Genomic DNA, 20,605 nt, shown 5'->3' on the forward strand with positions numbered 1-20,605 from the left:
TGAAGTCCGCGAAGGGCTAGACGTCTCCTGGCGCAAATTCGTCTTACAATGCGGCTATGCTCTCATGCCGTTACCCAACGATCCCCGCATCGTATCCAACCTGTTCCATAACGTGCAGCCTAACGGAATTCTACTCACGGGAGGAGGTGACCTTTCTGCGTACGGCGCTGGTGACCCGGAGCGCGAATCCGTTGAGCAGATGCTCCTCGACCTCGCCGCCCGATTCAAGATCCCCCTCATTGGAGTATGTCGAGGGATGCAGGTACTCCAGCATGCCTCGGGAGTTCGGCTGCATGAGGTATCCGGACATGTCGCTGTCCGCCATCAGCTCGACGGCCAAGAGCGCATAGTGAACAGCTTTCACAGGTATGGGGCTAATCACGTCGGACCCGGATGGATCGAGACATCACGCCACGGCGCCTGTGTTGAGTCGATGATCCATGAGACTCTCCCTTGGGCGGCAATGATGTGGCACCCTGAGCGGGAGTCGTCCTACCGCCTGGACGATGTGGAACTCTTCCGAGGCATCTTTTCCTCTGGGTTCCCTCAACCGATATAGAAAGAATAACATGCGTGCCATCATTCTCTGCGCAGGCCGTGGGAGCCGTTTGGAAGACGCTACGGCCGATCGGCCAAAGGCGCTCGTAGAACTCGCTGGCGCTCCACTTATCGAGCGCCAGATCGCTGCTCTCCGCGCGGCCGGTGCGAGCGATATTGCTGTCGTCACTGGGTGGCAAGCCGACTCGGTGATGACGTATCTACATGACGCCGGTAAGCCACTGCATCAGTTTCACAACTCTTTCTGGGCAACAACATCGATGGTCGATTCGCTACGGTGCGCTGCATCTTGGCTAGAGGAGGAGTCGTGCCTCGTGTCCTATGGAGACATCGTCTACGCCCCTTTAGATGCCTACCGTCTGTCACTTTCGTCGGCCCCCATTACCATCGCCTACGACGAACAGTGGCTAGAACAGTGGTCAGAACGGTTTGCGGACCCTCTGGCAGATGCTGAGTCGTTTACGAGGGACGGCGGAGGTGATCTCTTGGAAATCGGATCCCATCCTTCGACTATAGCGGACGTGGAGGGGCAGTACATGGGACTAATTCGCTTCACCCCACAGGGCTGGATGGACTTCTGCGCTCTGACTCAAACCTCCCAACCTCGCCATATGACCGACGCTCTGAATAGAGCAGTTCAAGCGGGGTTGCGGGTAGCGACTTACGCTGTTCGAGGCCCGTGGTGGGAGTTTGACAGGCCTGACGATCTTGTCCTGGGGGCGACGGCACTAGCGAAAATTGACGCTGAAATTTCACTTGCAGGCAGCGCGCACAGCGCCTCAACGGCGAGGGTCCACCGTGCGCACCAGTAATCTCATTGACCACCAAAAGCCCCCACTTTTCAGTTCACTCACCCCCTCGCCCCACGACACCACGTCGTCCCAGTTGTTTGGCGCTTGCACCCAGCCTCCCCTTCAATCTCACGCCTTCTTGCAGGAGCTTGCCGAAGCCGCTGCAACTGTCCCGCCGGGCGCGGGACCGGAAGTACTGTTTCAAGCCTTTCTACGGCGTACCCGGGGGCTTGCCGCCACATGCCCCAGCAGCACAGCCTGCGCCAGCGTGTTCGACGCTGCTTCGGAACGAAACGTTCCGGCGGTGATCAAGCTCATTTTTGACCACTTCTTCAGAGAGGATCTGTACGGCGCACGTCAGGTCAATCCTCCACTTGTTCTTTCTAGTGGCTCTTTTGATGAGGCGTGCTTTGGCCTACCGGCGTCTCTCAAAGACTGCGTCAGATTCGCGCTGGACCAAAACTGGTATGGGTATTCCGACAGCCTCGGGCGTGAGTCGACAAGGGCCGCACTTGCACAACTGGAGACAATGCGTAGCTGCAGCATGCCCCTGGTCACCGAGAAAAACGTTGCAGTAGTACTCGGGGGAACGGCCGCGATTGCATCTATTGCAGACCTTCTACTTGAAATGGCGCAGGAGTCCGGCAAGCCCGAGGGCGTCGCCGTAGCAGCGATACCGAATTACCCGCCTCTCATTGCTGCCCTGGCACGCAAGATGCGGGTCCACCTCGCACCGACTCAGCTCACCTCAAACGGGGTCAGCGTCGACAGTCTGATTCAGACTATTCACTCTCGAAAGCCGGACCTGGTACTGCTTCAGACTGTGGTCAATCCATGGGGAAAACGGGTAAGTGAGGCTGACGTAGCACGAGTGATTGCAGCGCTCCCACCTCATACATTCCTACTCTTGGACGAGTGTCACGATGCGTTTGGGCCTGAAGTGAAACTGACAGCTGCCCGCGCCGACCGCCGCGTCATCGCAGTCAGAAGTCTCTCGAAGTTATGGGCGGCCCCGGGGGTGAAGTGTGGTTGGATGGTCGCTGACGATACGTTCATCCGTAGGTTTTATGTGCACGCATCGACCACCTACGGGGGGCCTCCGTCGCTTCTGTATCTGTTGCTCGAGATGTACGCTCTCTTCGAAATCAGTTTACGTACTGGTGGTGACACCGACCTGGATCGTTTGAGATATGACTACGGCGTGACAGAGTCGCGCTGGCTGTTCGCGCGGGATGACTACATACAAACGCGCTTGTCTCTGAACACGACGGTACGCCATCATCGGGAGCTTGCTGTGGAAGTTCTTGGTCAGGCTGGGATTCCGGTGCTGGCCCCTGAATATTCCATCAATTTAGTTACTCGGCCCGCCAACATGAATAGCTATCAGCTGTATACACGTTTAGCGGATGAGGCCGGAGTGTCGCTACTCCCGGGCATTCTAACTATGGGCGACACAGACGGTATGATGCGAGTTAGTCCCTGCCTCAAGGAGCCCCTCCTTCTTGAAGGCCTGAACCGTGTCGTCCGGTGGGTCAAGGAACATCCATGTCTGTCGCGCTAAGTCCGGCTGAGCACGTGACGATCCGGTCACTTATTGCCCGGGTCGGAGCGGAGCTTCTGAAAAGGCAGAAGAAAGGTTCGTTTAAAGTCCTTCAGGGAAGCACAGAAGGGCCGGTTACGGATGCTGACCTATGGGCCCAGCGTGAGATTCTGCGCGGACTCAAGAACGTGTCGCCGACTGCAGGCATTATAGCTGAAGAAGATGGACTAGGTTGGGGCGATGCCTTGAAGGGCACTGACGAGTCGGTCTTCACTTGGGTAGTGGACCCAATCGACGGTACCCGCTCTTTCATTGCGGGGGAGGATACCTGGGGGGTACAAGTTGCGCTTTGCCAGGCAGGGCTCCCCATCGGCGCCTGGATTAATCTTCCCGCTTACCCGTGGGGTGTGGATGCCTCTGAAGTGTCACCCTTAGGTTTCTGGGGAAAACAGCCTCAGGGAGCGTCAAACGGCGAACGCATAGTGATTGCAGACGGCGATTTCGAGGAAGGTCATAAGCTTCAACTGAAAGCCTCGGGAATCCGTTACCGAGGAACACGCTCTTGCGCGCTTGACTGGGCCAGCCTGACGGCAGGGCTTGTCGATGCGGTCGCCTACCGGCGTGCCCGCCCGTGGGACCATCTGCCCGGGGTCTACCTCGCTAGGCGAAGCGGGTGCGTTGTTACTGACTGGGATCGCGCTCCGTTTCGGGCAGGGCTTGATTCGAGGGGTATTCTAGGGGTGTCTTCGAAAGCACCAGCCGGGTTCGTGCCCAACTTCCTGCCGCCTGATGAAACGTCTTTCTTCTCAGCCAGACGGGGCGGTGAGTGAGGTGCCAGGATTCTGCGCACATGGCGTCGCGGTTGATGATGGCCCTGCGCCGACCCGTGGCCGGATCACCACGTTTTCGCGCCAGGTTGCCTCCGCTGCTCTAACAACTCCGCCCCACTACCATGAGGCGCGGACAGCGTCGCTACTTGACCATGGTCTTTTGTGCTCACGAGCTGGCGCGGGGCTACTGTCATGGACACCTGTGGGTACCGCCGTGCTCCAGCGACTCGAGCGCGCTTTACTTGACGCGCTGGATCGTCGAGGATTCTACGAGATCCAGTTACCCGCAATCGTGCCCGACAGGGATCTCGAGCAGGGGCAACCTGTCGGCAGCCAGTTCGAGAGTAAGATTTGTCGTCTCGGGGGAGTGTTTGAGGGGCATCACTTGATTTCGACCCCCGAGATGATGATAGCGAGGTTGGCCTCAGAGTTCGAGATCTCTCATCATCAGCTTCCGCTGCGTCAGTCGTTCGCCACCCGAATTTACCGGCAAGCGTCCAGGCCGAAGTCACTGTTGACGGGGCGTGAGTTTAGACTCGTCGGGGCACTATCGCTCGTTGAACGTGCAATCTCGGCGGAGTCAGTGCAGAAGGAATTGGACCTTTTCGATGCCGCGCTCTTTGAAGTGGCTCGACTCGCAAGTGTAGAGCTTCACCAAGCCCGCGGATCAGGAGGGGCAAGCGAACTGGCCACCCCCAGCGTAGATGGGGATATTCGGCTTCCCGACGGGCGACGGGGGCTGAGTCTGTCCGTCGGCTATCACTACACAGATGGGGTTGAAGTCCCCGCGACTTATCGGGATACCGAGTACGTCTCAAGGCATCCGCTTGTAATGACCGCTGGCGTCTGCACGAACCGATTGTTGTTTTCCTGTTTCGATCAGACACGCGACGATCGCGGGTTTGCCCTGACCCCTCTCACGCGCCCCTTTGATGTGATAGTAGTCCCGTGTGCGGCGCGTGACACTGCGGCAGCGCAGGCCGTGGCTGTGCAGTGTGCAGCCTGGGGTGCCCGCGTCGCTGTCGACGATCGTGTGAGGCGCAAAGTGACCAGCCGCGTTGATTTTAGTAAGTATATTGGCGCTCCGGTGAGCGTGATCGTTCGCGGCGAGTCGCTTGTCTGTGTTTCGCGCGTCGGTCCTAGTTTGACCTTCGATGCTGGCGTGAGAAAGAATGCAGCCTGGCGCGACCAGCTGTGTAGAATGATTTGGCCAGGCCAGTGAAAGTCTCAATCGCGATACTATTTCTCGCGTCGAAGGAACCGGTCGACGAGCTGCCGACTCATCGTACACTCGCCCGGCAGTATGAGCCTCTCGCCGTCCTTGTGTTTTATCTCCGCGGCTGTAAACCACCTAGCCTCCACCAACTCTTCGTGCGCTACGACGTGAGGTGGAGGGGCCTCCGAGTCGGGGGTTGTGGCTACCAGTCCCATGACCAATTCGTTGGGAACCGGCCAAGGCTGCGAGGCCACGCATTGGACATCTGTACAGATGACACCGGTCTCTTCTGCTACCTCACGCAACGCCGCGGTCTCAAAGCTTTCTCCGGCGTCGACGTGGCCGGCGACCAGCGACCAACGCTCTGGCTCCCACCCCGGGCGACGAACGAGCAGAATACGCAGTTGGTTCTGCAAATCGCGATGCTTGACGAGGACCACTACCACGGGGTCATGTCGCGGCCACGACACGTGGCCGCATCCGGCGCATCGGCGGCCATTGCGCCAGCGGACCTCGCGCCCCTGCTGGGGCGCGAGAATCAGTCCGCACTGGGGGCAGAATGTGTTAGAGGCCCACCATGCGCTAAGACTTATCGCTTGTGCAGCGACGTGGGAGGCCGGTTCAGTCAGATCCGGGAAACGCGTCCAGTGTCCATTCACTCGAGGATCGGTGTCAACGAGCACGCACCACCCAGCCGGGCTGGGTGTGTTTAGCCGAAACCAAGTCCCGCCGTCGATCGCCGTGGCTGGCACCCACTGGATGCGTCCAGAAGGAGTAGCCCAGACGTGAGTGCCATTCACCACCACCGTCTGGACCGGTCCCCCGGGTGGTTCCGGTATCATGAAGACTCTTTCACTTCTAGGCGCAGAACGTCCCCCTATGGGGGAGGAGAGGATTTACCATGCCGACGCAACGCCGCCGTATTCTGTGGCTGCCTGGTACAGGCGGCCCTGGCGCTGCCTACGCTGTCGCGCACATGTCCGGTACCTATGATGTCACATTCCTTTGCGACACCAAGCAACAGTACAGCGATGCCGACGCCGAAGCAATGTCCGCGCGAGGCATCATGCTACACGCTGACAGCATCGCCGAGGCGGTTGAGGTCGCGGTCGAAGAGCACGAACGCGATCCGTTCGCGGCGGTGGCATTCTACAGCGAGGGTCGTCTGCTTGCGGCGGCCCACATCGCCGAAGCCCTTGGCCTCCCCGGCCATAGCGTAAGCGTCGCTAATTTGCTGACCGATAAGGTAGCTCAACGGCGGGCTCTCGCCGATAAGGGGATCCCGGTACCGCGCTTTGTGGAGATAACAGATGGCTGTCAGTTGGCTGCGGCAGTCGACGCCGTTGGTTTGCCGGCAGTGCTCAAGCCAGCTCGCGGTGGCGGGAGCCTGCTCACATCCTCCGTGAAGTCTTTGGATGCGTTGTATGAAGCATGGGAACACGCCACAACAAGCTTCGCATCAGGCCAATATAGGTCAATCCTAGACGCGGATGAGCCCCGGATGGTCCTGGAGAGTCAGCTGTCGGGTGGAGGCCAGTGGTACGGAGAGTTGGAAGACCGTCTGGGCGATTACGTCTCGGTGGACAGCGCCATCACCGGCGGCCGACCAACCCATCTCGTGACAATGGACAAGCTACCGCTTGCTGCTGGATTTCGCGAGAATGGTCACCTTGCTCCCTCCATACTGCCCGCCTCCCGTCTGGCCGAGGTTTGGCGGATGGTGGAGGCGGCAGCCGAGGCCTTGGGGGTAAAGCACGGTGTCCTACACACGGAGCTTAAGCTTACTTCCGAGGGGCCGCGGATCATCGAGGTGAATGGCCGCCCGGGGGGCGGCACAATGGCAATGCTTGACGCGTGGGGCTACTCTTTGGTCGATCTCCTTATTGACCAGGCGCTCGGCGGGAGTGAGGCGATGCCGCCAGTTCCTAACTGTTGCACAGCGCTCCTCACACCATGCCTTCCCCTGGAGCTAGCGGGACACGAGCTGCAGGTGTCTCTCCCTCCTTCGCTTGCGCAGCAGCCCGGCGTGGCTGCCTCTTATGATCTAGGGCTGTCCCATTTCATCGGCGTCGGAGATGGCCAGACGGTGATGGTTTATGTCGCTCTCGACGACACTTCCGCTGTTTTGAATTTCTTTGACGAGCTCGTCGCGAATACCGAGGTTAAAGTTAGAAGCGAGCGTGAGCTATGAGAGCAGCTGATCCGATAAGGCGTCATCGCGAGAATCTCGCCAACTTTACTGGGGAATCGATTGCGGTCGCGAGCTATCCAGGCGCCGGCGCGGCCTATCTCGGGAACCTCCTGATCTGCAGTGGTTTTGGGTATTTGGATCCTTATACCGAGCGAGTGGGTGGTGATGGTCGCACTTCTGCCTTCCCTGACCAGATCTTGTATCGCAGTCGGATAGCGGGGTACCACGCTCAGGACAGCGCTGGCACAGAGGCACAAGGTAGATCCGCTGGAGTCTGGGTAAAGACACATCTTTCACCTCAGGACTTCCCAGAACTGCGGTCGGCCGTGCTCCTTGTGCGGGACCCACGGGACACGTTGTTTTCATACTACAATTGGCGCAGGGCCTTCTCAGAGGAGGGCGAGGAGCGCGAGTTTGACGAGTTCATGGCCCAGCCGCACCCACTCGGCCTACCCCCCGCCCAGCACTGGGCACAGTTCCATCGGGTTTGGCTGTGTGCCCTGACGGAATTACCTACCAAGGCGGTTGTGCGGTTTGAAGAACTCAAAGCGGAACCGGTCGCGGTCGTATCCCGAATGCTGCGGAAACTCGGACAGCCAATCCCTGATGAAGCAGTGCTACGAGCTGCGGCCGATCAATCTTCGTTTGAGTCGATGAGAAGACATGAGGACCGCACGTGCGCCGATTCGCGTCGAGTCATGCGCCGAGGGCAGCCTGGCGAGTGGAGGGAATGGTACACAGTCGGCAGGGCCGCGCATTTCGAGGAATCGGATGCGCGGGACGTAGCCTTGCAATTCGGTTATGACGTAGGTAGCGTGGCGGGGGAAGTACGTTGAGCGGTGACTCTGCTGGGGCGCCTCTCACTTTTCCAGAGTTTCGACGCTACTGGTTAGCCGTTGTGTGTTCTGAGGCGGGAAATGCCCTAATTCCATTCGCGACTGTCCTGGCCGTGTCTGCTATCACCGGGTCCGCGCTAGCCGTTGGGCAAGTCCTGGCAGCTCAGACGGCGGCACAACTCGTGGGTCTGCTGGTAGGAGGAACGCTCGCAGACCTCGTGGGCCGTAGATCGCTCATGGTCGCCTGCGACATCGTCAGAGCTATGACACAGCTGGTTACCGGGGCGCTGCTTTGGATGGAAATCGCCGAAGTATGGCATCTGTGCACTCTAGCCGTCATTTCGGGAGTCGCCACCTCTCTATTTAGGCCTGCATCCATGGGGATGGTCATTGATCTGCTACCCTCACATTTGCTCCGGCAGGGAAATGCGTGGCTAGCAATGGCAACGGACCTCCTTGGGATTATTGGCCCGGGAGCAGCGGGAGTTCTGGCGTTGTCGCTTGGGGCTGGATCTGCTTTTGTGGCTGACGGCGTCAGCTTCCTGGCATCGGCTGTCTGCTTATTCCGGATTGCGGCCCCCTCTCGGGGGGGAGAGTCCCGACAACCGTTTCTGGCGGAAGCCATGCTTGGCTGGCGTGAGCTGGTGCGGCACCGCTGGCTCGTGACCCAGGTTGCGTGGGACGCGATCTCAATCGTCCTTGTCGTGGCGCCTTTCCTGGCGCTAGCGCCGTTTATTTCGGATAAAGTATATGGAGGAAAGGCAGCTTGGGCTGCAGCTCTTATCTGCACTAGCGTAGGTGCACTGCTCGGCTCGACATGCGCCGTCCGCTTCCGTCCACGGTATCCGCTGCGGCTGACGTCGATTGCTGCCCCTTTGTCGATCGCCGTCTCGTCGATCGCGCTCGTGCTACAGGCACCCAGCTGGCTGTTTTGCATATTCCAAGCTTTGTATGGCGCCATGCTTGCTATAGCAGCGACGTTCTGGTTCACACTCCTGCAGCAACATATTTCGTCAGACCGCTTATCTCGCGTAGGAGCAGTCGATTCGCTGGTTAGCTTCGCCCTGCTTCCGCTCGGTTACGGTTTGGCCGCCCCGGCTGCCGAAGAGTTTGGAAGCTCTGCCGTATTGTGCTCGGGTGTCGTGATCGCCAGTGTCGGCGCCCTGCTCGTGTCAACTCGCCCGTCGATCCGCGGACTGCAATTTGTGGACGATGTAGCGGCGCGTCCGGAGGGGCATTAGCGCGCAACGTCTTCCTAGGGATCACCCCGAGTGCTCGCAGTTTGCGGTTATGGCTCGGTCGCGAACAAGTCTAAGTCCGTCCAAGTGAAGGGATTAGTCGCATGGTGGAAGGTTCAGTCTTTGTTTTAATGGGACGTGATCATGCAGGTGGTATCCGCCTGCTTGCGGATCGACTTCGCCCCCTGGGTATACCCCTGGTGCTTCTGTCGAACCTTGAGCAGGATTTGGACGCACCGAATGCTGACGAGCACGTTGTGATCGACTGGGACACTGAGAGCCCCGAAGTCCTCTTCGAGCGACTTGCCAAGCTGAAGCTGCAGCCGATCGGGGTCTTCAACCTTTTGGAGTCACTGTCGCGTTGGCATGTAGAACTGACCCAATACTACGGGCTGCCTGGCCCCGGGTGGGGCCATACTCGTCTTGCAGATAAGAGTCAGGTTCGCGAAGCCCTTGCCGCACTGGGTTTGTCCTCTCTTTGGTTCGAGGCGTTACCGGCGTCCGAGCTGTCGCAGGCGTCACCTCCTCGCTTCCCAGTTATTGCCAAGCCAGCGTCGCGGTCTGGAGCCTCTGAGGAGGTGGAGGTGTTGCATGGACGCACGGATCTGTTGCGATATCGTGACCGTGTAACGGTAACGCTGGGTCCGTCAAAGACGATCCTGTTGGAGGGCTTCATTGCCGGTACAGAGTTTTCTGTGGACGGCCCCCTCACAGAGGATGGGTTCCGTCCTCTCTTCGTTGCGGAAAAATCGGGCAGAAGAGAAGAAGTTCACGACGTTTCTGTTTCCTGGCCGCCATCGAGCATGGTTCAGCAGGCCGGGATCAAGGTCGCCGAGGTCGTTTCCATTCTCACAAAGCACGTGGGCGCCGATAGCGGGTGGCTTCACGTTGAGGCCCGATGCGAAGCGGAGGACACTGAACTCATTGAGATAAATGTCCGGCCCGGGGGGCATGTCTATATGTCGGCTATTCGGCTGGCGACTGGAATTGACCCTCTTGCGTCGCTCGTCTCTTGTTGGATTCCTTCAAGTCTGCGCACTCCCTCCCAAGAGGAAAGTCGAGCGGATGGTCTGGCTCTGCGCATGGAGACAATCGAAGCGGAGGAGGTTGGTACGGTCATCATTGATTCGTCTCAGGAGGACGTATTGGCACTCCCAGGCGTTCGGGACGCGCTTCTAATCTCGCCCTACCATGCGGTGAGCCAGCACAAGGAGAATTTCTTTGCGATTCTGCTGGTGACGGCTAGCAGTCACCGGGAGGCGGCGATGCTCGCGGAGGCGGCGCGCGCAAAGGTGCGCTTTCATGTAGACGACGAGGCGTGACTCTTGAGCCTGGTGCAGTCATGGAACTGACGGTGCGGCACACTCCGGGTGTGGGTGGTTAGGGGCGATGTTTTCGGGGGGTTAGTCAAAAGTAGTCCGCGCTTGTCTGCTCATGTGTTTCGGGTTTAGGTGAACAGGGTTGATTGTCCTACTCCCAGGATCGAGATTGCAGGAACAAGCATGCGTGTATCGGATGAGGTGAAGTTCGTATGTCGAGTCAAATGGGTACAGTGGTCTGGGTGACGGGTCTTCCGAGGGCGGGGAAGACGACAATCGGTCGGTGCGTGGCGGCAGATGCGCGACTTCGCGGTCGGGGCATTCACCTTGATGGTGATTCGCTTCGGGAGATACTGCCGTCCCATATGGGATTTAGTCGTGAGGAGCGGAGGCAACTCGCCTACTTCTACGCATCGCTGGCTGGAGTGTTGGCGAAGCAGGGAAAGATTGTAGTTGTCTCTACCGTGTCACTGTTTCATGACGTTCATAAAGCGAATAGGGCATTGAATATCAACTATGTTGAGATTCTCGTTGACGCTCCGGATGGTGTGCGCCGTGATCGGGACAGCCAGGGCGTGTATCGGACGACGAGAGACGTGATGGGCCGTGATATTCTGCCGGAGATGCCGTTTAATCCTGACTTAGTCCTTCAGAACGGCGGGGAGGCGTCTGTAGATCAGCTTGGGAATACGGTTGTTGAGATGTTGTTAGAGCGAGGATTTATCCGCCCCTGAAAGAGGTACGGGTATGTCGTTGTGGCGTGGAGTCTGGGCGGTGTCAGCCGGTGCGTGCCTCGCCGGCTTGAGTGAGTATTCTGGCTCCTCCCAGTTGAGGGTGTAGGTCGAGCTGCGGCAGGGTCGATGGGGCGGGGCGCGTCGGTCCCGGGATAGACGTCGAGGTCTCCCGAGGATGGAAGTTCTGACGCTCACCATCTGGAAGACCTCGACATGCGCGACGCTACCTTCACCGACCCCGATCTGACCACCTTCACCGGCTTGGACGACCTTGGACTGCGGGCCGTGGGGCAACGCGTGGAACCTTACAAGGCGGTGCTGGCCTGCCGCGTCGTCGCCGAGGACCGCTGGTGCCGACGCTGCGGCTGCGAAGGACGGGTGCGGGACACTACGGTGCGGGAGTTGGCCCACGCGTGCGCTAGACTGGCGGCCTGACTTTACCTGGAGGACCCGATGGGCACCTACAATTTTTCAGCAGTCGAAACGAAGTGGAATGGCCGCTGGAAGGCCGCTTCGCGCAGTGCGGTACTAGATCCATCCCGGAAATTCTATAACCTTGTGGAGTTCCCCTACCCCTCAGCCGAGGGCCTTCATGTTGGCCACGTATACACGTACTCCGGTGCGGACACCCTTGGCCGCTACCATTCCATGCATGGACGTCAGGTATTTCAGCCGATAGGTTGGGACTCTTTTGGCATCCACACCGAGAATTACGCAATGAAAACGGGCGAGTCCCCCGAAATCGTCACCAACCGCGCCACCAAGAATTACAAGCGACAGCTCGAACGAATCGGAGTCAACTGGACGTGGGATACAGAACTTCGAACGGACGATCCCGAGTATTACCGCTGGACACAGTGGATTTTCTTACAGCTCTACAGGGCCGGCCTCGCTGAACGCAAAGAGTCTCCGGTGATTTGGTGCCCGTCATGCCTCACCGTCCTGGCTTTCGAGCAGGTGGATGGCGATAAATGCGAGCGCTGCGATTCGCAGATCACAAATAAGACCATGCGCCAGTGGTACCTGAAGATTACCGACTACGCAGACCAACTCCTAGAGGGCCTCGATTCACTCGACTGGCCCGACGACGCTAAACGACTCCAACGAAATTGGATCGGCCGAACTGAAGGACTGGAGGTCCGCTTCGCGTTGAAGGACAGCGATAGCGCGACAGCACTCGACGTCTTCACCACACGCTGCGAAACTATCTTCGGCGTCTCGTTTGTCGCGCTCTCCCCCCTCCACCCCAACGTCCCCGAAATCGCCAAAGCCTCGTCAAATAGGTCTGAGATCGAAGCATACGTCGCGGCCTACAAGAGCCGCAGTAGTAGTGATCGTTTTTCGGCCACTAGCGGACCCGTAGGAGTCGAGACCGACGCCCACGTTGTGCACCCACTAACAGGCGCGTTAGTGCCCGTCATAGTGGCGGATTACGTGCTTGCTAGCCATGCCACTGGGGCAGTGATGGGTGTCCCCGCGCACGATGAGCGGGACGCGCGAGTGGCCGACAGCCTTGGTATTCCTGGCCCAAAGGTGCTGGAGCTCGTTGAGGACAGTGAAATCCTAGTTAACTCCGCACGATACTCAGGTATGCGCCTAAAGGAGGCCCAGCGACAGATCGCTGACGACTTGATCCGTGCATCTCAAGGACGTCCTGCGACCCACTATCGACTCCATGATTGGCTTGTGTCCCGCCAGCGATACTGGGGCTCACCCATCCCTATCGTCTATTGCCCATCATGCGGGGAAGTCCCCGTCCCTGAGGCGGATCTTCCCATCACCCTCCCCAGCTTTCACTGCGTTGATCAGAACCGAGATGGCCGTTCACCTCTTGCCACTGTGAAGGATTTCGTTGAGACGGAGTGCCCGCGGTGTGGGCGCAACGCGCAGCGAGAAACAGACGTTCTAGATACATTCGTGGAGTCATCTTGGTACTTCCTGAGATATCCTTCCATCAGGTGCGCCAACGAGCCATGGTCAAGTGAGAATACTCGCCATATGCTTCCGGTTGATATGTACAGCGGCGGCCGCGAGCATTCTACTAGACACCATCTCTATGCTCGATTTATTACTCGCGCACTCTACGAACTGGGTTATCTGGAATTTCCAGAGCCATTCACTAAACTGCGACTCCACGGTACGGTCATTAAAGACGGCGCTAAGATGAGCAAAAGTCGCGGGAACGTCATCAACCCAGATGAATATCTTGATCGAGTGGGGGCCGATAACTTGCGGGGATACCTGCTTTTTTGCGGCCCTTGGGAAGTAGGGGGAGACTTTAGCGACAAGGCACTATCCGGAATGGTGCGGTTTACAGATCGCGTATGGAACCTGCTCAGTGGGCCAAGCCCATCGGCCGTAGGCGGCAGCATTGATATGAGCACCCTCGACCGCGCGATCACAAAAGTAGGCACCAGTATCGAGAACTTGAAATTCAATACTGCCATCGCTGAACTGATGTCACTACGCAACTGGCTGCAAAGCAGTCGCGACTCGATGTCCTGTGAGGAATGGAGTCAGGCAAGGGATGTCTATTGCCTCCTCCTTGCGCCGTTCCTGCCGTATCTTTCTGAGGAACTCTGGGAAACATTTGGTCACGCCGATTCGATTCATTCTCAGCGCTGGCCGCAACACAACGAGCACCTAATCCCCGCCCCTGCGGCGCGAGAAATCCCCGTACAGGTTAATGGCCGGATTCGGGCACGCTTACACGTCAAGGGACACGAGAGCAAGGCTCAGATCCGCGCGCTCATCGACGATAATCCGGCGATCACGCGGGTTGTGGGCGACAGGAATATCAGCGACCTCATTTACGTACCCGGCAAGATTGTGAATCTTGTAGTTACGGAGTAATCCGCGTCCCACCTTCCTTCCGGGGATTGTCTCTCCGATTCGATCACGGCCAATTCTCACTCAAGCTTTGTGGGCGGGCGAAGTGCGCCACTTTTTCAAGATCGTGCGTGGCCAGCCTGACTCGTGCCACTTGAGCTGGTTTTCGCCTTCGGGTGGACGTTGTTGCTGTTCAGGGCCTCGTGGGTGCGCGAGGTGACACACCCCGGGGTGTGGGTAGGGTCGCCTGGTGGTGTTCGTTCGGAATGAATCGGCCCCGGTTGTCCGCCGCTCCTATAGTGGCTGGCCCTGGAGGGCCAGGGCAGCGTAGTAGGCCTGTTCGGCCTGTACGGGCGTGATGTTACCGATCGATGAGTGCAGGCGGCGGTTGTTGTACCACTCGACCCAGGCGGCGGTGGCGAACTCGACATCGGCGATGGTCTTGTACGGGCCCTGATGGAAGATCGTCGTGCGGATGCACTCGGTCTTGTAGAGCCCGTTCCCACTTTCCATGAGAGCGTTGTCGTACGCGTCCCCGACGGACCCGATCGAGGCCGCGATCTGCGCGGTCTCCAAATGCTCGGTCAACCGGATACTCGTGTATTGACCGGGTTCAACCCGTCGAAGCAACACCCCGACGATGGAGGTGTGTGTGGGACGACAAGCAGGCTGGATGGTGACTCTGACTGGGCGACCGGCGATGCGGTCCCCGGGGCATCCACCGATTCGTCGCGAGATTGAGCAGGCATTCTGGCGCAAGGTCGCTGATGGCCTCTCTAGCGAGGAGGCCGCGGTGGCGGTCGGCGTGTCGGGTCCGGTGGGGTCGAGGTGGTTTCGAGAGCGTGGCGGCATGCCCTCGATCAGTCTTGATGCGCTCTCGGGTCGCTACCTGTCCTTCGCTGAGCGCGAAGAGATCGCGCTGCTGAAAGCCCAGGATCATGGCGTGCGGGAGATCTCTCGCCGGCTCGGCCGGGCACCGTCAACCATTTCGCGCGAGCTGCGGCGCAATGCAGCCACTCGCAGCGGGAAGTTGAAGTATCGGGCCGGGGTCGCGCAATGGAAGGCCGAGCTTGCAGCCCGTCGGCCGAAGACGGCCAAGCTGGTCCTCAATCCACAGCTCCACGAGTACGTCCAGGAGCGGCTGTCCGGGCGGGTTCGTCGGGCGGATGGTTCAGTGGTCACCGGGCCGCTCACGGGTCCTTGGAAGGGCCGGAACAAGCCGCGGCGACAAGACCGCCGCTGGTCGTTGGCGTGGAGCCCCGAGCAGATCGCGAACCGGCTTCCAATCGACTTCCCGGATGATGAGTCCATGCGGATCAGCCATGAGGCGATCTATCAGGCGCTGTTCATCGAGGGTCGCGGCGCGCTCAAGCGTGAACTGGTCGCCTGTCTGCGGACGGGTCGGGCCCTTCGGGTGCCGCGAGCCCGTACCCGCAACAAGCCCGGAGCGCACGTCACCAGTGACGTGATGATCAGCGAACGGCCCGCCGAGGTTGAGGATCGAGCAGTGCCCGGGCACTGGGAAGGCGACTTGATCATCGGCCTGCAGCGTTCCGCGATCGGCACCGTCGTGGAGCGTCAGACCAAGTTCACGATGCTGGTCCACCTGCCCCGCGAAGAGGGCTACGGGATCACCGAGCGGGTCAAGAACGGGCCAGCGCTGGGCGGTTACGGCGCCGTCTCGATGAACAGAGCACTGGCATCAACGATGAGCACCATGCCCGCCCAGCTGCGCCGCTCACTGACTTGGGATCGCGGCAAGGAACTGTCCGCCCACGCTGCGTTCACCGTCGAGACCGGAATCGCGGTCTACTTCGCCGACCCCCACAGCCCTTGGCAGCGAGGCACGAACGAGAACACCAACGGGCTCCTACGTCAGTACTTCCCCAAAGGCACAGATCTCTCGCGCTGGGCCGCCGAAGACCTCGACGCCGTCGCTCACACGCTGAACACCAGACCACGAAAAGCACTCCGCTGGAAGACACCAGCCGAAGCAATGAACGAACATCTACTGTTGACCAAACAAGCCGGTGTTGCGACGACCCGTTGAATCCGCCCTGGCAGCCGCGATCGGCATGCAGGATCACGCCCGGGGCGAAGCTCTCACGGAACGTCACGGCACGCCGCACTGCCCGCTCCACCAGATCGGTGTGCAGGCTGTCACTGAAGGCGTATCCCAGCACGCGCCGGGAGCAGCCGTCGCGGACCGCACACAGGTACAGCCACCCCTCCCCAGTGGGCAGGTAGGTGATGTCCGAGGTCCACACCGTGTTGAGTTCGCCGATGTCGAAACGTCGGCTGACCAGGTCCGGGATCGCGTGCGGAGACGGGTCACTGATCGTGGTTACTGGTCGCCACGGCCGTGGGCTGACACCCGCGATCCCCTCTTCGCGCATCGCTTTGGCCACCGTCTTGGTGGCCACCTTCTCCCCGTCAGCGCGCAGCTGAGCAGTGATCCGCGGGGCGCCATAGACCCCGTCAGACTCCTCGTGCGCAGCGACTACCAGGGCACGGACCTCGAGGTAACGCTTCGCCCGCGGCCCCGGCTCGGCGCCCTGACGAGCGGCCCAGTCGTAGTACCCCGAACGGGACACACCCAGCAGTTCACACATCCGCGCCACGCTGGGACGCTTCGCGGCAGGTTGGGCCTTCTCCTCGTGGATCACTGCGAACGCGACGTCGGGCTCGACGCGTTCTCCGTCGCGAAGAAGGCCGCTGCTTTTTTCAGGAACTCCCGATCCATCCGCAACTGCGCATTCTCCGCACGCAGCCGCTCCAACTCGGCGCGCTCGTTGATGTCGACAGCCGCAGGCGGGTCCTCCATCCGGGCCCGTTCCGCGGCGACCCAGCGGCCCAGCAACTGCTCGCCCACGCCGATCTCCTGTGCCACCGCACGAATCGTGCGGCCTGTGTCGATCACCAGATGCGCGGCATCACGCCGGTACTGCGGCGTGAACTTCTTCCTGGCTGCACCCATGACAACATCCTCTCCCGCCAGGTCATCCTGGCCAGTCCGGATGTCCGCCGAACGGGGTCAACCCCAGTCACCGGTGTGATTCCACTGGTATGACGCTCCGGCGATGGCTGGTAGCGCATCGGTGGGAGAAGCCCGCCCTGCGGGGTTGTCTGGGGGTGATGTTACGGCGTGGTGGGAGAGTCGGCGTCCGGCAGCGGACCAGGTTGAGGTGATGGATAAACCCATCCCTGGTGGGGTTTGAGCTGGTGGGGCAGCCTGGGTGGGAGCGATGGTGGGGCCCATGTTCAGTCCGGAAGGGAAAACCGTTGTGGGCTGGGCTGGTTCGGGTGCTGCCACCACGTGTCGGGAGGTTTCCTGGCCTGCGGTGTCAATGTCGATGTTGATCGCGTATCGGCCTGCCACGACTCGTGTCATCACGCCGCTGTCGTCATATCCCCAGGTCGTGACGCGGCCTGTTGGGGTGACCTGCCGCACGAGTCGGCCTGCCCGGTCGTAGGAGGAAGAAACGTTGATGACTGCTGCTGTCGTGTCGGACCTGCCAGGGGCTGGAGTGGATGCTCCCGGGGTGATCCATGATTCGTGGGTGACCTGTCCCAGCACGTCACGCGTGATGGTCAGTGATCCGGGGGCGTGATCACCGATCGTGGCGTTTAGGAGTCGCCCGGTCGGGTCGTACGTGAACTCCCGCCGTACCCCGGCTGTTCCTGTGGCGTCTTGGTCTTCGCTCCAAGTGAGTAACCCGCTGGGGTCATAGCCGTATCGCACGTGTTGACCCACGCCCCACCAGCTCCACTGAACCCCCATTCACATCAGCTGATCTCTCCGATACTTTACGGAGAGTCACCGGCGGTGCCTGAGTCGCCGTGACACGCACTACCCCGGTCATCTCGTCATGGGCCGGAGCGCAGGAAGAGGAGCCGGTCATGAAAGACATCATCAGCGACCTGAGGCAGTGGTGCACTGAAGGCACCGAATTTGCCCTCGCCACCGTCGTCGAGACCTGGCAGTCCGCCCCCCGCCCACTCGGAGCTGCCCTCGCCCTGTCCACTGACGGGGACGTCATCGGCAGCGTCTCCGGCGGGTGCGTCGAAGGGGCCGTCATTGACGTCGCCCGCGACGTTCTCAGCGACGGCCAACCCCGCCGCGTCCGTTACGGCGTCGCCAACGAATCAGCCTTCACCGTGGGCTTGACCTGCGGCGGCACCATCGAATTGTTCGTCACCCGCGTCGACGACAACCTCCGCAGCCTCATCACGGCCCTCACTGACGCCATCGACCACGGTCACGCTGCTGCCGTCGCCACTCTCATCACCGGCCCCCATCAGGGCGCCCGCCTCCTGATCACCGACCCCACCACCTCCGGCCCACCTGCGGACACTGGGCTGACAGGCGAACTGGAGCACGCCGTACGCGCCGCCACCCAAGGGCAACTCGCTGCTGGCCGTAGCGCCCAAATCCAACTCGGCGGCGAAGGGCCACACTGTCTGACCGACGTCACTGTTTTTGTCGAGGCCTACGTTCCCCCACCGCGGATGATTATTTTCGGGGCCATCGATTTCGCCGCAGCCCTCGCCCGCCTTGGCTCATTCCTCGGATACCACGTCACCGTCTGTGACGCCCGCGCCGTTTTTGCCACCCCTCAACGTTTCCCAGATGCTGACGAGGTCGTCGTGGCGTGGCCACATGTACACCTTGATCAGGTCACCCTCGATGAACGCACCGTCCTATGCGTCCTCACCCATGACCCCAAATTCGACATTCCATTGCTGGTCAAGGCGTTACGTCGACCTGCCCGCTATATCGGAGCCATGGGAAGCCGCCGTACGCACGCCGACCGGCTAGCCGCACTGCGTCGTGAAGGACTCACCGACAACGAACTCGCCCGACTCCGCTCCCCCATCGGCTTAGATCTGGGCGGGCGCACCCCCGAAGAAACCGCGATTTCCATCGCTGCTGAAATCATCGCCTGCACCGGCGGTGGTAGCGGGCTTCCCCTCAGCGCCACGGACAACCCCATTCACCGCTGCTGATTTCAGGGGCGGCTGTCGACAGGCCCTTGGAGATCACCCAGCGTGGCTATTTATCACACCTGTGATATTTTAGGGTTCGTGGTCCATCTTGATGTCGCGTCACCTGAGAGGAATGAGGAAGACATGTCTGCCTGGATCCCCCCTGAGCAACGACGGCAACAAGTGATTGCGGCTGCTTTCCGCCTCCTGGTCGCCGAAGGAATGACTGGCGTGTCCCTGCGGAAAGTTGCCGTCGAATCAGGTCTCAACATCGGCTCCGTACGGCACTACTTCGACGGGCAACACGATCTCCTCACCGCCGCAGCAGCAGAAGCTAGTGCACAGCTGAGACGTCGACTCAGCGAACACCCCGCTGAGAAGCTACGTGGACTCACCGGCGAAGCTGCACTCGACGCCTTGCAAAACCTCGTCGAGACCGTGATGCCGGTGGATGAGCCACGTCGTGACGAAGCGATTGTGGTGATCGAGCTCATCACGGCCTCCCGGACGATGCCAGTGTTCCATGCCACGTCCGAACGCATGGCAGCCGACCTCACCAGCGTCTTACAGGAAGCGCTCGACGCCCTAAACATCCCAGACGCTGATCTCGCAGCGACACAACTCGCCGCCGTCATCAGTGGACTGACTCTGAGCGCGGTGACACCACACGGCAGCCTCAGCGTCGAACGTGTGCGAGCTGCCTTGCGGGCACACCTGCGCATGGTGCTTGGGGAAGGACCCCGTGAATGGGTCCAGGCCGGGTGAGAGTCATCGGGTTGTGGTGATACCGGCAAAGTATGCCGCTGGGGCCAGGTAGCCCAGGACAGAGTGCGGACGGTCGTGGTTGTACTCGGCGAGCCAGTCGCCGATGACGACCCTGGCGTGGGTCAGTGACCAGAACTCGTGCAGGTTGAGGCATTCGTCGCGGCGCCTGGCGTTGAACGACTCGACGTAGGGGTTCTTCCATGGCTATCCGGGTGGGATGAAGACCATACCGGAGCGCCCGGTGCACCAGTCGGACAAGGTGGTGGCGATCAGCTCTGGCCTGTTGTCCAGTCGCAGCACCAGGTGCGCGACCCCGCGGGAGCCGACGAGTTGGACGAGGACGGCGACGAGGTGTCCGGAGGTGATGTTCCGCCCGATCATCCTCGCCAGAGCTTCCCGGGTGTATTCATCGACGATGTTCAAGAGCGTGATCTGCGGGCCGTCGGTGGTCGCGTCGTCCTGGAAGTCGACGGCCCAGACCACGTTCGGGGCATCCGCCGCCGGCAACTTCGCCGGATTGGTCGTGCAGGTGGCAGCCCGTTTGCGGCGCCGCCGCACTTGGACGCGTGGTCCTTCTTCGCGCCAGAGCCGTTGCACCTTCTTGTGGTTGACGGTCCAGCCTGCCGCCCGCGCGCCCCAGCAGGCGCGGCGATCTCCCCGTCCGCTTCGGCCAGCAGCCGTTTGAGCCGCGTGTTCTCGGCCGCCAGCTACCGCAGGCGTTTGGCCTGACTCGTGCCACTTGACGTGATTTTTGGATTCGGATCGGGAAGTG

At 60.4% G+C, this 20,605-nt stretch carries 17 protein-coding genes and 4 pseudogenes; 14 read left to right on the top strand and 7 right to left on the bottom strand.

Annotated features, from left to right (window positions below; all coding sequences use genetic code 11):
* The first annotated feature begins 64 nt into the window (after positions 1-64).
* From KEM60_RS16975 to KEM60_RS16985, 4 genes are all read left to right on the top strand, one after another.
* Positions 65-559 carry a gamma-glutamyl-gamma-aminobutyrate hydrolase family protein gene (locus KEM60_RS16975; RefSeq protein WP_219107893.1) on the top strand — a complete coding sequence of 165 codons (495 nt, stop codon included), beginning with the start codon at positions 65-67 and terminating at the stop codon, positions 557-559.
* A gap of 10 nt (positions 560-569) precedes the next feature.
* Positions 570-1,370 carry a phosphocholine cytidylyltransferase family protein gene (locus tag KEM60_RS16980; RefSeq protein ID WP_219107894.1) on the top strand — a complete coding sequence of 267 codons (801 nt, stop codon included), beginning with the start codon at positions 570-572 and terminating at the stop codon, positions 1,368-1,370.
* A gap of 247 nt (positions 1,371-1,617) precedes the next feature.
* The gene (locus KEM60_RS12295; RefSeq protein WP_219107895.1) at positions 1,618-2,910 is read left to right on the top strand and encodes a pyridoxal phosphate-dependent aminotransferase; all 1,293 of its coding nucleotides are present in this window, start codon (positions 1,618-1,620) and stop codon (positions 2,908-2,910) included.
* The gene (locus KEM60_RS16985; RefSeq protein ID WP_219107896.1) at positions 2,895-3,719 is read left to right on the top strand and encodes an inositol monophosphatase family protein; all 825 of its coding nucleotides are present in this window, start codon (positions 2,895-2,897) and stop codon (positions 3,717-3,719) included. Before KEM60_RS12295 ends, KEM60_RS16985 begins: the two co-directional genes overlap by 16 nt.
* 1,239 nt (positions 3,720-4,958) lie before the next feature.
* On the opposite strand, the gene KEM60_RS16990 is transcribed toward KEM60_RS16985, so the two are convergent.
* A complete protein-coding gene (locus KEM60_RS16990; RefSeq protein ID WP_370626364.1) occupies positions 4,959-5,777 on the bottom strand; it encodes an NAD(+) diphosphatase in 819 nt (272 codons plus the stop codon).
* A 134-nt stretch (positions 5,778-5,911) separates the two neighbouring features.
* Between KEM60_RS16990 and KEM60_RS12310 the strand changes: the two genes are divergently transcribed.
* The 7 genes and pseudogenes from KEM60_RS12310 to leuS all read left to right on the top strand — a co-directional run bounded on the left by KEM60_RS12310 (position 5,912) and on the right by leuS (position 14,106).
* Positions 5,912-7,126 (top strand): acetyl-CoA carboxylase biotin carboxylase subunit family protein, encoded by a 1,215-nt coding sequence (locus KEM60_RS12310; RefSeq protein ID WP_219107898.1) that lies wholly within the window; start codon positions 5,912-5,914, stop codon positions 7,124-7,126.
* Entirely contained in the window at positions 7,123-7,962 is an 840-nt protein-coding gene (locus tag KEM60_RS16995; protein ID WP_219107899.1) for a sulfotransferase domain-containing protein, read from the top strand. Before KEM60_RS12310 ends, KEM60_RS16995 begins: the two co-directional genes overlap by 4 nt.
* Complete coding sequence (locus tag KEM60_RS12320) at positions 7,959-9,203, top strand: MFS transporter (RefSeq protein ID WP_219107900.1); 1,245 nt, start codon at positions 7,959-7,961, stop codon at positions 9,201-9,203. The genes KEM60_RS16995 and KEM60_RS12320 overlap by 4 nt, the downstream gene beginning before the upstream one ends.
* Before the next feature lie 101 nt (positions 9,204-9,304).
* Positions 9,305-10,522: an acetyl-CoA carboxylase biotin carboxylase subunit family protein gene (locus tag KEM60_RS12325; protein WP_219107901.1), complete on the top strand. Its 1,218-nt coding sequence runs from the start codon at positions 9,305-9,307 to the stop codon at positions 10,520-10,522.
* Between the two features lie 221 nt (positions 10,523-10,743).
* Entirely contained in the window at positions 10,744-11,253 is a 510-nt protein-coding gene (locus tag KEM60_RS12330) for an adenylyl-sulfate kinase (protein ID WP_255574662.1), read from the top strand.
* Positions 11,254-11,466: 213 nt separating this feature from the next.
* A pseudogene (locus KEM60_RS12335) lies at positions 11,467-11,664 on the top strand (ISL3 family transposase); the annotation flags it as partial.
* A 42-nt stretch (positions 11,665-11,706) separates the two neighbouring features.
* Positions 11,707-14,106: a leucine--tRNA ligase gene (gene leuS / locus KEM60_RS12340; protein ID WP_219107903.1), complete on the top strand. Its 2,400-nt coding sequence runs from the start codon at positions 11,707-11,709 to the stop codon at positions 14,104-14,106.
* A gap of 270 nt (positions 14,107-14,376) precedes the next feature.
* Here leuS and KEM60_RS12345 read toward each other — a convergent pair.
* Positions 14,377-14,694, bottom strand: a pseudogene (locus KEM60_RS12345) (integrase core domain-containing protein); the annotation flags it as partial.
* A 61-nt stretch (positions 14,695-14,755) separates the two neighbouring features.
* Between KEM60_RS12345 and KEM60_RS12350 the strand changes: the two are divergent.
* The gene (locus tag KEM60_RS12350; RefSeq protein ID WP_219107904.1) at positions 14,756-16,132 is read left to right on the top strand and encodes an IS30 family transposase; all 1,377 of its coding nucleotides are present in this window, start codon (positions 14,756-14,758) and stop codon (positions 16,130-16,132) included.
* A 67-nt stretch (positions 16,133-16,199) separates the two neighbouring features.
* Here KEM60_RS12350 and KEM60_RS17000 read toward each other — a convergent pair.
* The 3 genes and pseudogenes from KEM60_RS17000 to KEM60_RS12365 form a co-directional block, all read right to left on the bottom strand.
* Positions 16,200-16,748, bottom strand: a pseudogene (locus KEM60_RS17000) (IS3 family transposase); the annotation flags it as partial.
* On the bottom strand, positions 16,745-17,059 hold the full coding sequence (locus tag KEM60_RS12360) for a transposase (protein ID WP_219107905.1): 315 nt from the start codon (positions 17,057-17,059) through the stop codon (positions 16,745-16,747). The pseudogene KEM60_RS17000 and the gene KEM60_RS12360, both read right to left, overlap by 4 nt.
* A 57-nt stretch (positions 17,060-17,116) precedes the next feature.
* Complete coding sequence (locus KEM60_RS12365) at positions 17,117-17,836, bottom strand: RHS repeat domain-containing protein (RefSeq protein WP_219107906.1); 720 nt, start codon at positions 17,834-17,836, stop codon at positions 17,117-17,119.
* Between the two features lie 86 nt (positions 17,837-17,922).
* On the opposite strand from KEM60_RS12365, the gene KEM60_RS12370 reads away from it, so the two are divergent.
* Positions 17,923-19,089 (top strand): XdhC family protein, encoded by a 1,167-nt coding sequence (locus tag KEM60_RS12370; protein ID WP_255574573.1) that lies wholly within the window; start codon positions 17,923-17,925, stop codon positions 19,087-19,089.
* A gap of 123 nt (positions 19,090-19,212) precedes the next feature.
* Positions 19,213-19,833: a TetR/AcrR family transcriptional regulator gene (locus KEM60_RS12375; protein WP_219107907.1), complete on the top strand. Its 621-nt coding sequence runs from the start codon at positions 19,213-19,215 to the stop codon at positions 19,831-19,833.
* Positions 19,834-19,836: 3 nt separating this feature from the next.
* On the opposite strand, the pseudogene KEM60_RS17005 reads toward KEM60_RS12375, so the two are convergent.
* Both KEM60_RS17005 and KEM60_RS17010 read right to left on the bottom strand, forming a co-directional pair.
* Positions 19,837-20,025, bottom strand: a pseudogene (locus tag KEM60_RS17005) (transposase); the annotation flags it as partial.
* Between the two features lie 12 nt (positions 20,026-20,037).
* Positions 20,038-20,430 (bottom strand): DDE-type integrase/transposase/recombinase, encoded by a 393-nt coding sequence (locus KEM60_RS17010; protein ID WP_219107908.1) that lies wholly within the window; start codon positions 20,428-20,430, stop codon positions 20,038-20,040.
* Positions 20,431-20,605 lie beyond the last annotated feature (175 nt).

Source organism: Austwickia sp. TVS 96-490-7B, from assembly GCF_019331795.1.
In the GTDB taxonomy this organism is placed as follows: domain Bacteria; phylum Actinomycetota; class Actinomycetes; order Actinomycetales; family Dermatophilaceae; genus Austwickia.

Coding starts and splice junctions, on each gene's coding strand:
- KEM60_RS16990 (WP_370626364.1), bottom strand. CDS start 5,777: ATGATACCGGAACCACCCGGGGGACCGGTCCAGACGGTGGTGGTGAAT.
- KEM60_RS16975 (WP_219107893.1), top strand. CDS start 65: ATGCCGTTACCCAACGATCCCCGCATCGTATCCAACCTGTTCCATAAC.
- KEM60_RS12360 (WP_219107905.1), bottom strand. CDS start 17,059: ATGGGTGCAGCCAGGAAGAAGTTCACGCCGCAGTACCGGCGTGATGCC.
- KEM60_RS16995 (WP_219107899.1), top strand. CDS start 7,123: ATGAGAGCAGCTGATCCGATAAGGCGTCATCGCGAGAATCTCGCCAAC.
- KEM60_RS12330 (WP_255574662.1), top strand. CDS start 10,744: ATGGGTACAGTGGTCTGGGTGACGGGTCTTCCGAGGGCGGGGAAGACG.
- KEM60_RS16985 (WP_219107896.1), top strand. CDS start 2,895: ATGTCTGTCGCGCTAAGTCCGGCTGAGCACGTGACGATCCGGTCACTT.
- KEM60_RS12350 (WP_219107904.1), top strand. CDS start 14,756: ATGGTGACTCTGACTGGGCGACCGGCGATGCGGTCCCCGGGGCATCCA.
- KEM60_RS16980 (WP_219107894.1), top strand. CDS start 570: ATGCGTGCCATCATTCTCTGCGCAGGCCGTGGGAGCCGTTTGGAAGAC.
- KEM60_RS12375 (WP_219107907.1), top strand. CDS start 19,213: ATGTCTGCCTGGATCCCCCCTGAGCAACGACGGCAACAAGTGATTGCG.
- leuS (WP_219107903.1), top strand. CDS start 11,707: ATGGGCACCTACAATTTTTCAGCAGTCGAAACGAAGTGGAATGGCCGC.
- KEM60_RS12310 (WP_219107898.1), top strand. CDS start 5,912: ATGTCCGGTACCTATGATGTCACATTCCTTTGCGACACCAAGCAACAG.
- KEM60_RS12325 (WP_219107901.1), top strand. CDS start 9,305: ATGGTGGAAGGTTCAGTCTTTGTTTTAATGGGACGTGATCATGCAGGT.